A 12,518-nucleotide genomic window follows, 5' to 3' on the forward strand; every position below is an offset into this window, starting at 1 on the left:
ATTGTCTGTACGCTTCGATAACATCCTAAATTTCCCCCGTTAACCAAGAATTCTATCCCTATTATACAAAAAAAACCTGTAGATTTGGCCACTAGTTAGGGACTTTGTCTACAAGCTGAAAGGGCTATAAAGCCCTTTTTATTTATAATGATGATCGCTCATCAGCAAAATGAATAATATAACTATGTTTTGCCTTTTTAACTTTACGTAACGCTAACCACCATAGAAAAATCATAAACGGGACAATAATATAAAACCAATTTTCTTGTTTTAACAAAATGTAATCATAAATACCATGAAAAACAAAAGGGATAAAAAATGAATATAAGATCCATCTTTTTTTATATACTGGATTCGAAAATTTCGATTTACCTAAATAATACCCCATTATAACACCGAATAAGGCATGGCTCGATACTGGTAAAAACGCCCGTCCGACTGCATATTCAATTCCATGTCCTATAAGATAAAGAATATTTTCTAAAGTTGCATAACCTAGGGATAACGAAACACCGTAAACAATCCCATCATAATGTTCATCAAATTCACTGGATTGGTAGATTGTAAAGTATAATATAAACCATTTAAAAAATTCTTCTAATAGACTTGCAGAAAAAAAAGCTTGTAAAAATGATGATGGCAATATCCCTTCTACATCGATGACATATTGAATAAACATTATTGGGAACACTAAGCTTACACCTAGTAAAAATGCGCGAAAAACGTTTAATATTGGCTCTTTTTCGTATTCATCTTTTAAATAAAAATAGCTTAATAACGCAAATCCTGGCGCTATTCCTGCCGATATAATGGCGATCATGATTAACCCCATTTCACTCGATTTAATATAATCGTATCATGGATATTAAACAATGAGAATCGTTTAATTAAAATTTTAAACATTATTGATCCAATCGTGATTGAATCTCCTTCGCAATCATATCTCCGTGAAAACGGCCATTTTCAATAAATATTTCATTTGCATTGTTTCCCGCTGCAATCACACCTGCAATAAATATCCCTCGAACATTCGTCTCCATGGTTTTTTCGTTATATGCTGGTCTTCCTGTTTCTTTATCAATGGTAACACCGATTTGCTTTAAAAAATTATGATCAGGATGATATCCCGTCATTGCAAAAACAAAATCATTTTTAATTTCCTTCGTTTCTCCGTTAACTTCATAAATGACCGAATGCTCTGTTATTTCTTTCACATGTGCATTAAAAACCATGGTTACTTTGTTATTCTTAACTAATGATAAAAATTCAGGTAACACCCAAGGTTTAATATGGTTTGAAAATTCATTCCCCCGGTACAATACAGTTACTCTTGCGCCAGCTTTATTTAATTCAATTGCCGCATCAACACTAGAATTTTTACCACCGATAACAACAACATCTGTATTAAAATATGGGTGTGCTTCTTTAAAATAGTGGGAAACCTTTGGTAAGTTTTCACCTGGTATATTCATATAATTTGGATGGTCATAATATCCTGTTGCAATTATAACAAACTTAGCTTCGTATTCTCCTTTGGATGTTTTTACACGAAAATGGCTTTGTTCCGTTTTTCTTACTTCATAAACTTGTTCAAAAGTATTTACTCTTAATTCTTTTAACTTAGCTACACCTCGATAATAAGCCAAGGCCTGATTTCTTGTCGGTTTTCGATTTTCCGTTAAAAATGGAACGTCACCAATTTCAAGACGGTCGCTCGTGCTGAAAAAAGTTTGATGGGTTGGGAAATGATACAGTGCATGAACAATATTTCCTTTTTCTATAACTAAAGGATTGATCCCAATATTTTGTAATGAAATTGCAGCAGCTAGACCACAAGGACCACCGCCTACTATGATACAATCTTCGTATTGCATCTTTCACATTCCTCCTAAATAAAAAACTTCAAATGTAAAAAAGGGTCATACCTTGCAACAATTATACAACATCTAGCCTTAAACGTTAATAACATACTAGACATTGTTTATTGCAGGAGTTTGACCCTTAAATAATATAGTTAAAAATAAAATTATGATTATACCCAACCTCTAAAACGACACGCTTCTGCCATGTTTCGTACACCGACCATGTAGGCTGCTAAACGCATATCAATTTTTCTTGTTTGTGCTGTATTATAAATATTCTCGAAGGATCGAACCATGATTTCTTCTAATTTTTCAGCTACTTCTTCTTCCGTCCAATAATAACCTTGATTATTTTGTACCCACTCAAAATATGAAACGGTAACTCCTCCAGCAGAAGCTAATACATCAGGAACGATCAATTTTCCACGTTCTGTTAAAATTGCTGTCGCTTCTGACGTTGTTGGTCCATTAGCAGCTTCGACAATAATATCTGCTTTAATATTATGAGCATTTTCCTTCGTAATTTGATTAGAAATTGCTGCAGGAACTAAGATATCACAATCTAATTCTAATAATTCTTTATTCGTAATTGTATTTTTAAATAGATTCGTGACAGTTCCAAAACTATCTCGTCGATCAAGTAAATAATCAATATCTAATCCATCAGGATCATAAAGGGCACCGTGCGCATCCGAAATACCTATTACTTTTGCACCAGTATCGTGCATAAACTTTGATAAATATCCGCCAGCATTGCCAAAGCCTTGTACTACGACTCTAGCACCTTTTAAGTCTATTCCTCGTTTTTTTGCAGCTTCTCGTATACAAATCGTTACACCTTTGGCAGTTGCTGAATCTCGACCATGGGAACCACCTAATACGAGCGGTTTCCCAGTAATAAAGCCTGGGGAGTTAAATTGGTCTATTTTACTATATTCATCCATCATCCATGCCATAATTTGTGAGTTCGTAAAAACATCGGGAGCTGGAATATCTTTCGTCGGACCGACTATTTGACTAATAGCTCTTACATATCCCCTACTTAATGCCTCCAATTCACGTATTGACATTGTCCTAGGATCACAAATGATTGCTCCTTTACCTCCGCCATAAGGTACGTTTACAATTCCACATTTTAAGCTCATCCAAATTGCTAGCGCTTTAATTTCACTTTCAGTTACATTTGGATGGAATCGAACTCCACCTTTTGTAGGCCCAACTGAATCATTGTGTTGAACACGATATCCTGTAAATACTTTTACTTTTCCATCATCCATACGAACAGGGATTTTTACTGTTAAAGTTCGTAGTGGTTCTTTTAATAATTCATATACTTCATCAGAATAACCAAGTTTTTCTAGTGCTTCACGAATGATTTTTTGTGTTGATGTTAAAATATCATCTTTAGTCATATTTTCAGAACCCTTTTGGGTGGCCATTTGTAAACCTCCTAATATTACGAATCGCAATCCTTCCTCAACATTAGTATACACCGAAAATTTTTTATTGCAAGGAAAATGAAAGCGAATCCATTTATTTATGTTTAATAGATTTTATAGTTATATTATGAAAGTAATCATTCTTGAAAAATTGCCACTGGTAAGAAACTGAGAAACATCGAAGAAAAAAAGAGCCCTAAATAAGAGCTCAAACCGTTAAAAAGTATTTATTTATCGTTTGAACAGCAGACTGCTTAATAATTTCATTCCCGTATTCAGAAATAAAAGAAAGCGACAAGTCTATCAAGTCTCCGTAATCCATTATAATAGTCGTTATTTTATCAAAATCATTATCTACAAACTTAGGTATGATTAAAAAATATTCATTATTATAGCTATATAATTTTCCTCCACCATATAGATGAGATACCCGCTTTGCTAATTGAATGACATGTTCAATATCGCGAAACCGAAAAATAAGCTGTTCTTTATGACAAAAATGGTCATATTCATCATCAATAAACAACTCGTCATCATCATTTATGGTAAATAAAATCACAATTTCATGTTGATTAAAAGTCAGAATATCAATTAGATGGGTATTAATAAATGCAATATCAAAATCATTATATAGTTTATTTAATATTTCAAAGAATAATGGATGACATTTTAAGGTATGATTGATGACGTCATCTTGTGTGAGACCACGTTCAAGTAATTCTTCAGTTGACAAAAACAGTTTGACCTGATTTTCTCCAATCCACTCTAACCGCATATGTTTGGCCTCCTGACTGTAACAACTTCTGCTTTCATATTATGAAAAATTGCCATATGTGTTCATCGAACGAGACCAAATTCATTTGTCAATTAATACATTTCAAAGGTTATTTATTTTCATGGTATAAATTAATATCGTATTTTTTTTTCATCATCTCAAAAACAAGATGTCGTTTTTCCCATGCTTCCCCTTTCCACAAATCAGGTGCCTTATCAATAATTTCACATCGAAGCGCATGATACTCCTTTTCATATTTATCAACTTTCTTTTTCAAGACAAGCATATATCCATATAATCCGAAACAGAGAACAATAAAATACACATTTATATGATTTGAAAGAAATATAGAGAACATTACTGATGCAGAATAGGAGTATGGGACGAAAATTTTTGAATAAAGAAAAATGGCATAGAATACAAAACTAAAAATCGTTAACCACATAATAATTAGATGTCGGCGTTCAAATTTATCGAATTTCCGCTTTCGTTTCACAACATTTTGTAACATCTGTTTTGTTACTTCATCTGTCCAATGTTCCAAATTTTTTATTGCATCTTCCACAATCATCAGCCCCCATACTACAATTACTACTTTATACATATGGGCAAGCTGTCGGACATATTCTTACATTTTACATTACTCAAATTCAACTTGTTCAAAATAATCACTTTTTTGATTATTCATGACAGGTTTCACATCAGAATTTAAGAGAAAATAAAAGTAATACAATCCAAGAATAATGGGGAGCATTAAAAATAACAAAACAAGGAATTTAATAATCGGATATTGAATTTTTATCTGTTTCTTTTTTTTATTTTTATGATATTCACTTCTTGGTGGCAAACTTGATGTAACTTCTATTCCACTTTCATGTTCTTCTTGAATTACCTTTCTTAACTTATCAGCTTGGTCTTGTTGAATCATATTCGTCCTCCCCCCTATTTCTGTATATCGGTATTCGTACGACCATTTTTAATGTAAATATATAAACCTAAGAAACAATCAATTACAAAATGCATCATAAAGGTCGCTGCTAAATTTGCTGTTATTTTATAAATATAACCGATTAAGAAGCTTAGCAACACAACATAAACAAATAAAAATTTATTATTTAGGTACCGAACATGGATCATTGCAAAGATTAGACTTGCTATAACTATACCAAAATTCGTTTGAATTACTCCACGAAATAAAAGTTCTTCACAAAAGGCTACAAGTAATGAAATCCATACAATTTTCCAAAACCCTCGGTTTGTAAAAAGACGCTCATTAATGCCTCCATCATCAAAAAACGATGCTGGTAAAAGTTTTATTAAAACTAAATCTAAAAGTACAACCAGTAATCCTGCTCCTCCACCAATGATCAATACTTGCTTTACTCTTTCAAAATGAAATAAACTAAAAACTTCCCAAAAAGATGAAAAGAAAAACGGTGTTAATGATAAAGATAGGATCAATAAAATACCTTGTGATAAATAAAAATTTGCCATCAATTCTCGATCACTTATTTGTTTTATAATTTCTTTCTGTTTATTCATCTTTTTTCTCCTTAATCTGAAAATGAAAAAATTGACTTTAATCTGTCTTTCCATTGAAGTATTTGTTTCCCCTGGTCGCTTGGTTTCTGTTTTTCATAATAGGACATATCAATCCCACAATAATCACAACAATTTTCAACCTCTTCGTTTTCTTCTTCAAATAAATGTAGTATATTCCTTCTCCGACAACCACTATTTGTAATCCAGTTTGTCAACTCCTTAAGTTTTTCTTTTTTTATACTTAAACGCGACTGTATAAAAGATGTCATATTCATTTGAAACTCTTGTAAATTGTTACTTGACTCATAAAATTTCCATAAAAGTCGCCAATGGACATCTGTGAAACCCGGGAACGGTTGATACTTTGTAATTTGATTAACTTCATTACCTTTACTACTTCGTACAAGATTCACAAAAAAATCAATATGTTTTTCATTAGGTAATTCATGTTCTATCAATTGTTGCTGCAAAAAATAATCGTCATCTGAATACAACATAATCGCTATACTATCCTTACCGTCCCGACCTGCTCTACCTATTTCTTGTAAATATGACTCAATATTTAGCGGTGGATGAAAATGAATGATGTAACGTACATTTTCTTTATTGACCCCCATCCCAAAAGCACTCGTTGCACACATAATATTGATATGATTGTATAAAAATTGCTGCTGAAGTAGTATTCTCATTTCTTGTTCAAGACCAGCATGATAAGATGCAGCCTGACCAATCCCCTTTTCATTGATTATAGCGGCAATTTCATCTGCTTTCTTTTTACTTGAAAAATAAATAATGCCTGGACCTTGTAATTGATCAACAAGTTCAATTAATCGATTCAGTTTTGCAGGATAGTCCTGTATTCTTTCAATTTGTAGAGCAATGTTTGGTCGATCCATAGAATAGATATATTCCTTTGCATCCTCGATCAATAAAGTTTTTTTTATATCTTTACGAACATCTAATTTTGCTGTAGCTGTCAATGCAAGAGTCAGCGGGTTATTTAGTTTTTCTCGAACTATGCCAAGTTCTAAATAATCAGGACGAAAATCATAACCCCATTGGGAAATACAATGAGCTTCATCGACTACAAGAAGGTCAATGTTGGCATCCTTTAAAACAGAAATAATCTGCTCGTTTTGTAACATTTCTGGTGAAATATAAATAAATTTATAATCTTGAATGTGTTTTAATATATAAATACGTTCTTCAAAAGTTAAAAAAGAATTGATTGCGACTACTCTTTTTTCTCCTATTAATTTCATTTGCTCTACTTGATCTTGCATTAATGAAAGAAGCGGTGAAACTATTAAAATAATTCCATCTAATATATAACCAGGTAACTGATAACATAAAGATTTTCCAGTACCTGTTGGTAATAATGCGAGTGTATGATTTTCGTTCAATACAGATTGAATAATTTCCTTTTGACCTGTTCGAAAACTTTTATATGAAAAATATTGTTGTAAAATTTGTTCTAAATTCATTGTTTTCATTTATTTCCTATCACTCCACTTAGACAAAACTAGTCGAATCGAAAAGTAATCTGCATTTGAGACCTCTTCTTTAATCCTTTTTAATTTTCTAGTATTTAGCTTTTTAATTGCCGTGCGAATTCTTTCTTGAATAGCAGGATTAACAAATCGTTCAATGTGAAAAGTAGGATCCATTAAAGTTATTTCAACAATATGATCTTCAATGGTACTTTCTTTTAGTTTTCTGATTTTTGCAATTTCCTTAATGGATTTATCCATCTTTATTAAATGTAATGTCTTTCTTGTCGATTCTGTTAAAACTATTTCCCGTTTCTCATTTTTTATTAAAGAGTACAATAATGGATATTTTTGTGGTTGTTCTGAAATAATCGTTATCATGTAATGAATAATGCTTCGAAAAACAACTAAATAATAATACTCGTCCATATCATATATGTTCGCAATTTGTGAAATAGTCAGTCCTGGCTGTTGATAACCTGAAAGTCTTGCAACAAAAAGGTTTGGATTTTTTTTCTTCCTTTCAAACTGTGATAAAATTTGCTCTAACTCATGATAAAGTTTTTTTGATAAAATCTGTTTGTTATACTTCGTATTCCATGTGTACAGCCATTGCTTAACCCATTTTTGTGTATAAAAGTCTCGTTGAACGGGCATAAATTTGGAATCCCCGTTTCCTAAATTCGAGACAATTTGTACAATCAGACTAAGTCGCTGCCAAAACTTCTGGTCAATATCTTTATATGTCCATCCATCTAATTCAGCTGGGATGGGGTACTTTTCTAGCGATTGTCTTAAATTCTTTTCACCTAGCTCCGTTATTTGAACGGTTTTCTTATCTAAAATTATGTACTGAAGCATCACTAGTTTTTTCATTTGTTCTTGAAATTGTTCTTTCTTTAAATCGGGGTAAATAGAAAACACATGACTTAAAGAATACCAAATTGCATCTTGTATCGTTTGTGAAGATTTTTTTCCTTGAATCAAATAAAATACAGCGTTAATTGAACGTTCACCTTTAAATTGTGAAATACAATATAAAATCATTACAGTTAAAAAGTTCACAACTAATCACCTAAATTTATTTTATCATGAATATACTAAAGTTTTTTATTCAATTAACTTTTGTATTATATGTCTAATTTGTTAAATCAGTAAGAGAACCTTTTATTAAAAGGGTGCTTATTATTGAAAAGTCGAAATAATAGACTTAAAATATTAATGTTATCCGGTTTTTTTACTGTTCATTACAGCATGAAGAATTGACTATTGGAGGTAAACAAGATGCCAAAATATACAATAGTAGATAAAGAAACTTGTATAGCATGTGGGGCATGTGGTGCAACTGCACCAGATATTTTTGACTATGATGATGAAGGTATCGCCTATTGCATCTTAGATGATAATAATGGAACTGCAGAAATACCTGACATACTAGAAGAAGATTTAATGGATGCTCATGATGGTTGTCCAACGGAGTCAATCCGTGTAAGTGACAAGCCATTCGACGGAGATCCAAACAAGTTTGAATAATTTATAAATATTCGTTCACGATACAATAACGGAAAAAGGCTTTCCCTATTTCGGAAAGCCTCATTTTAATCCACTAAAAAGCTGTACGCATTTTATTTAAACGCTCAGCCATCTTATTGTAAAATACAATAAATACAATCGAAATCATGATACATTTTATGAAGTTAAAAGGCGCAATCGCCGTTATAATCATTAATTTTGGCATTTTAAATCCCATGAATATTTCATACATTGGGAAAAAAACAAAGTAGTTCAGTACACTCATTCCAATTGTTGTAATTATTGTTGCAACAATTAGTCCTGAAATCACACCTTTTTTCGATTGTACCTTTTTGTAGACAAAATAGGTCGGTAATATGAATAAAAGACCTGTAGTGAAATTAGCAATATGTCCTACCGGTATCCCAGATTCTGAACCGGTTGATATTATATCAAGCAAGTTTTTAATCAATTCAATTAATACACCTGCAGCTGGCCCCATAATGATGGCACCAACGAGTGCTGGCACATCACTAAAATCAATTTTTAGCCAAGTTGGAAACATTGGCATTGGGAAGTTAAGTAGCATCAATACATAAGCTATGGCACTTAACATTCCAATTGCTACAAAAGCTTTTACTCCTAAATTTTTCACAATCCTCTCTCCCTTTTGATTCATCGTAAGAAGAGGGAGACCCGGTTTCGACTAAAGTGATTTATAAACAAACATCCCCTGAAGAATTAATTCTTCGGGGGATGTTTTAAGTATATCAAACTAACGTGTGTAATACACCAAGTATTAGGAAGTATACACCACTTCATTCGAAACCTCCATCTTCTCCCATCCAGACTATACTGTCGGCTTTGGATTCTCACCAAATCCTGTCTTATTTTAAAATAAGACTCGCGGGCTTAAAGGAAAAAGTTCCTTAATACCGCCGGTCGGGAATCTCACCCTGCCCCGAAGATGAATCTTTATTTTTTTGTCAAACTAATATTACTATAAAGGTTATAATATGTAAAGTAAGTTGACTCAACTCGAACGGTTACTGATGATTAACTTTTGTCCAGGTATTATTTTTTCATCGGATAAGTTGTTTGACTTTATGATAACACTTATTTTTGTATTATATTTTTCTGCTATGTCCCATAACGTATCACCATCTTTTACTGTGTACAAAATTGGCTTGTGAGATACGTCTTTTGTTACTTCTATTGCATGTTCAATCTTTTTATTACCTGCGAATATATGCTGTCCAACTTTACCATAACCAAAAATTACAAAGGGATCAATCGAATTTTCTTTTGTAACGGTCCATTGATGCTTATGTATTTCAAAGTGAAGATGGGGACCAGAGGATTTTCCTGTATTTCCCATACGCCCAATCATTTCTCCTTTTTTTACTTGTTGCCCTTTTTTGACTTCTCTAGTTTGTAAGTGAGCATAGACGGTTTCAAAACCAGTACTATGTTTAATAAATACAACATTTCCATATGTATCGGAAAAATATGATTGACTGACAACACCATAATCTACTGCATGAATGGGTGTACCCATTTTAGCAGCAATATCTATTCCTTTATGGCTCCCATGTCTCGATCCATAAATATCTGAAATTACTCCGTTTGTGGGCAATTCCCAGTTTAAATCATAATATATCTCTTCGGCATTCGCTATTGACTGCTTCCCCCCTATTATTAATGCTGCTAAAATGATTGTCATAAGTATTGCAAGCAGCAATCTTTTAACATATTCTATCATTCTGATCCTCCTCTTTTTCTATTTACAGGCTGCTTGTCCAAATTTAAAGTAACAGTACATTATTATGAAGGAATCGCCCATATTTATTCAAATTTTATTGTTTTTTCCATTAAAAAAGAGGTTGTCGATGACAACCCATTATATTATTCAAGCATATCCATTTGTACTGGATTGGGTGCGATTGGAACTTGTATAGGATGTTCCAAATCAAATGGTCCAATATTTTTTACGTTAGTATTTTTAAATTGAACAGTATCAAAACCATATTCTTTCGCAGTGAGTAATATCGCTTCTATCATTCTAATGGTTTCATGATTTTCCTTTAAATGAACATTATTATGAAAAATAAGTACTAATTGTTCAGTATTACTTACATCCACAGTAAAATTAAATTGATTTGGAATGGAAGGATGTAAATTGTATATTTGATTTTCTTTCTTCATATCCAACAATGCATCTTCAATCGATTCATACTCATTTGGACTTGGAGTGAAATAGGTGTAGTTGTTCGTTGAATAAATCAAATATCCACTCTGGGTATTGTTAATTTGATATTCGTAAATTTTTCCAGTATGTGAAAAATTTACACCCGGATTTGCTTCTTCTTTTAGAAATATGGTATCGACATTTTGATACTTAAAAAAATTTAAGCTCTTAAAAAATATCTCTTCTTTAGACGTGCCAGAATCGTATTGATGGTCAGCTAATAAATCTAATGTGATTTGGTTATTTTCCATTTTAAGCGTACCTTTGTATGGATAGTAATCATAAAGTCCAAGTTCTTCCTCATCAATATTTTCATAAACATAATTGTAATAATCAATCCAATGACTACCTCGATCTTTATTAACAATTACAGAGATCGGTACAATATTCATTACATCAGTATCCGGTATACCAATAGTCACTACAAAATCTTCTTCATGTACGTCGTTCTTATAAATTGCATGTTTTTCTTGATATAATTTTTTATTATTACTCTCAAAATTCGAATCATCTTCAAAAGAATGGAATAATTCCGCTTTTTGTTCATTCGTTTGATTACTTGAATCATCTTGTGCTATTTCAAATTTATCTGGAATACCTTTGTTTTCCTTTTGTTGATTATATTGCGTAATGACTAAAAATAATGATAAAAAAAGTACAGCAATAGTTGCAATGGATGGCCAAAGAAATTTTTTATTACGCAAATGATGTTTACGTGTATTCTCCTTTTTTGATTGAAGTCTTAAATACACTTCTTCCATAGAGCGTTTATCTTCAATACTTGGAAACTGTCGGAGGATTTTAATCAATTCATCATCTTTACGACTATTATTCACTAGTTTAGTCCTCCTTTTCCTTATACTTATCCATTTTTTTACGTAAAACCTTTAATGCCCGATGTTGAGTTGTTTTGACCTTTGATTCTGACCATCCAAGAAATTTTGCTGTTTCGGCAATGGATAAATCCTGAATGAATCTTGCAATAATGACCGTTCTTTGGTCGAGAGTACAGGCATCTAAACATTTATATAAAATTTGAACCTCCTCATTTTGTATGGCAATTTCCTCAGGTAGTGGATAATCATCATTTATTTCCAATCGGTTCCAATCGGTTTGATTAAAAATTTTATCTTTTAAACTTTGTTGTTTCCGGAAATAATCAATAGAGACATTTCGAGCAATGGAAAATAACCAAGTTTTCACACTGCTTTTTCCTTCAAATTTATCATAAGAACGTAATACCCGAATATAAACTTCTTGTATAAGATCTTCGGCCACTTCCCTATTTTTCACTAAATAATAAAGAAATCGGAAAAGATCATTATGGTATTTTTCATAAATATCTTTAAAATAAGAATTCATAATATCCGTCCATTCATTCTATTAGTCGTTATTCATTCTTTAAAAGTTACATTTCAACAACATTGACTTTTCTATCATCGTATCATGAATTTTTTTCCTATCCAACCATAATTTTTCCGTAATTATAGGTTCTCCGTCAAATGTTGGGGTGGTAAAGAAATCAGGCCACCCCTATCCTATATGTAGACCCATTCCTTTATACTGATGTCTCAATAAGATTCTTGCTCGAAATCTCTTGAAGTTTTTATATCCATAGCCGTTTCGCTTGATGACTTTTGTGGTATTATT

At 32.0% G+C, this 12,518-nt stretch carries 15 protein-coding genes and 1 riboswitch; of the genes, 1 reads left to right on the forward strand and 14 read right to left on the reverse strand.

All coding sequences use genetic code 11. The annotated features are described in order from the left end of the window. Window positions 1-142 precede the first annotated feature (142 nt). The 9 genes from prsW to OEV82_RS14945 all read right to left on the reverse strand — a co-directional run bounded on the left by prsW (window position 143) and on the right by OEV82_RS14945 (window position 8,173). The gene (gene prsW, locus OEV82_RS14905; RefSeq protein WP_173660997.1) at window positions 143-820 is read right to left on the reverse strand and encodes a glutamic-type intramembrane protease PrsW; all 678 of its coding nucleotides are present in this window, start codon (window positions 818-820) and stop codon (window positions 143-145) included. 82 nt (window positions 821-902) lie between these two features. Beyond that, window positions 903-1,874, reverse strand: coding sequence for a YpdA family putative bacillithiol disulfide reductase (locus OEV82_RS14910; RefSeq protein ID WP_173661000.1), 972 nt, complete (start codon window positions 1,872-1,874; stop codon window positions 903-905). Between the two features lie 158 nt (window positions 1,875-2,032). Continuing rightward, a complete protein-coding gene (locus OEV82_RS14915; RefSeq protein WP_263062310.1) occupies window positions 2,033-3,301 on the reverse strand; it encodes a Glu/Leu/Phe/Val family dehydrogenase in 1,269 nt (422 codons plus the stop codon). 208 nt (window positions 3,302-3,509) lie between these two features. Next, a complete protein-coding gene (locus tag OEV82_RS14920; RefSeq protein ID WP_263062311.1) occupies window positions 3,510-4,076 on the reverse strand; it encodes an adaptor protein MecA in 567 nt (188 codons plus the stop codon). 109 nt (window positions 4,077-4,185) lie between these two features. After that, complete coding sequence (locus tag OEV82_RS14925) at window positions 4,186-4,641, reverse strand: YpbF family protein (protein ID WP_263062312.1); 456 nt, start codon at window positions 4,639-4,641, stop codon at window positions 4,186-4,188. A 75-nt stretch (window positions 4,642-4,716) separates the two neighbouring features. After that, window positions 4,717-5,004 carry a hypothetical protein gene (locus tag OEV82_RS14930; RefSeq protein WP_173661006.1) on the reverse strand — a complete coding sequence of 96 codons (288 nt, stop codon included), beginning with the start codon at window positions 5,002-5,004 and terminating at the stop codon, window positions 4,717-4,719. 14 nt (window positions 5,005-5,018) lie between these two features. Continuing rightward, window positions 5,019-5,618 carry a CPBP family intramembrane glutamic endopeptidase gene (locus OEV82_RS14935; protein WP_263062313.1) on the reverse strand — a complete coding sequence of 200 codons (600 nt, stop codon included), beginning with the start codon at window positions 5,616-5,618 and terminating at the stop codon, window positions 5,019-5,021. Window positions 5,619-5,629: 11 nt separating this feature from the next. After that, on the reverse strand, window positions 5,630-7,111 hold the full coding sequence (locus tag OEV82_RS14940) for a RecQ family ATP-dependent DNA helicase (protein WP_263062314.1): 1,482 nt from the start codon (window positions 7,109-7,111) through the stop codon (window positions 5,630-5,632). After that, complete coding sequence (locus tag OEV82_RS14945; RefSeq protein WP_263062315.1) at window positions 7,112-8,173, reverse strand: helix-turn-helix domain-containing protein; 1,062 nt, start codon at window positions 8,171-8,173, stop codon at window positions 7,112-7,114. It lies immediately after the preceding gene. A 219-nt stretch (window positions 8,174-8,392) separates the two neighbouring features. Here OEV82_RS14945 and OEV82_RS14950 point away from each other — a divergent pair, with 219 nt between their 5' ends. Then, window positions 8,393-8,641 (forward strand): ferredoxin, encoded by a 249-nt coding sequence (locus OEV82_RS14950; RefSeq protein ID WP_173658577.1) that lies wholly within the window; start codon window positions 8,393-8,395, stop codon window positions 8,639-8,641. A 73-nt stretch (window positions 8,642-8,714) separates the two neighbouring features. Here OEV82_RS14950 and OEV82_RS14955 read toward each other — a convergent pair whose 3' ends face one another. The 5 genes from OEV82_RS14955 to OEV82_RS14980 all read right to left on the reverse strand — a co-directional run. Next, window positions 8,715-9,275 carry an ECF transporter S component gene (locus OEV82_RS14955; RefSeq protein WP_263062316.1) on the reverse strand — a complete coding sequence of 187 codons (561 nt, stop codon included), beginning with the start codon at window positions 9,273-9,275 and terminating at the stop codon, window positions 8,715-8,717. A 174-nt stretch (window positions 9,276-9,449) separates the two neighbouring features. Continuing rightward, a riboswitch (FMN riboswitch) is annotated at window positions 9,450-9,593 on the reverse strand. A 60-nt stretch (window positions 9,594-9,653) separates the two neighbouring features. Further along, the gene (locus tag OEV82_RS16110) at window positions 9,654-10,382 is read right to left on the reverse strand and encodes a peptidoglycan DD-metalloendopeptidase family protein (protein ID WP_317634323.1); all 729 of its coding nucleotides are present in this window, start codon (window positions 10,380-10,382) and stop codon (window positions 9,654-9,656) included. 143 nt (window positions 10,383-10,525) lie between these two features. Then, entirely contained in the window at window positions 10,526-11,704 is a 1,179-nt protein-coding gene (locus OEV82_RS14970; RefSeq protein WP_263062317.1) for a hypothetical protein, read from the reverse strand. 4 nt (window positions 11,705-11,708) lie between these two features. Then, window positions 11,709-12,230 (reverse strand): RNA polymerase sigma factor SigX, encoded by a 522-nt coding sequence (sigX, locus tag OEV82_RS14975; RefSeq protein WP_173658581.1) that lies wholly within the window; start codon window positions 12,228-12,230, stop codon window positions 11,709-11,711. A 171-nt stretch (window positions 12,231-12,401) separates the two neighbouring features. Then, on the reverse strand, window positions 12,402-12,518 hold a 117-nt coding region (locus OEV82_RS14980), incomplete at its 5' end, for a transposase (RefSeq protein ID WP_263062283.1).

It is taken from the genome of Pallidibacillus thermolactis, from assembly GCF_025660415.1.
Taxonomy (GTDB): Bacteria; Bacillota; Bacilli; order Bacillales; family Caldibacillaceae; genus Pallidibacillus; species Pallidibacillus thermolactis.

Bases quoted from the DNA above. Each gene is read 5' to 3' on its own strand.
- OEV82_RS14910 (WP_173661000.1), bottom strand. From the start codon at position 1,874: ATGCAATACGAAGATTGTATCATAGTAGGCGGTGGTCCTTGTGGTCTA.
- OEV82_RS16110 (WP_317634323.1), bottom strand. From the start codon at position 10,382: ATGATAGAATATGTTAAAAGATTGCTGCTTGCAATACTTATGACAATC.
- sigX (WP_173658581.1), bottom strand. From the start codon at position 12,230: ATGAATTCTTATTTTAAAGATATTTATGAAAAATACCATAATGATCTT.
- OEV82_RS14915 (WP_263062310.1), bottom strand. From the start codon at position 3,301: ATGGCCACCCAAAAGGGTTCTGAAAATATGACTAAAGATGATATTTTA.
- OEV82_RS14935 (WP_263062313.1), bottom strand. From the start codon at position 5,618: ATGAATAAACAGAAAGAAATTATAAAACAAATAAGTGATCGAGAATTG.
- OEV82_RS14950 (WP_173658577.1), top strand. From the start codon at position 8,393: ATGCCAAAATATACAATAGTAGATAAAGAAACTTGTATAGCATGTGGG.
- OEV82_RS14920 (WP_263062311.1), bottom strand. From the start codon at position 4,076: ATGCGGTTAGAGTGGATTGGAGAAAATCAGGTCAAACTGTTTTTGTCA.
- OEV82_RS14930 (WP_173661006.1), bottom strand. From the start codon at position 5,004: ATGATTCAACAAGACCAAGCTGATAAGTTAAGAAAGGTAATTCAAGAA.
- prsW (WP_173660997.1), bottom strand. From the start codon at position 820: ATGATCGCCATTATATCGGCAGGAATAGCGCCAGGATTTGCGTTATTA.
- OEV82_RS14940 (WP_263062314.1), bottom strand. From the start codon at position 7,111: ATGAAAACAATGAATTTAGAACAAATTTTACAACAATATTTTTCATAT.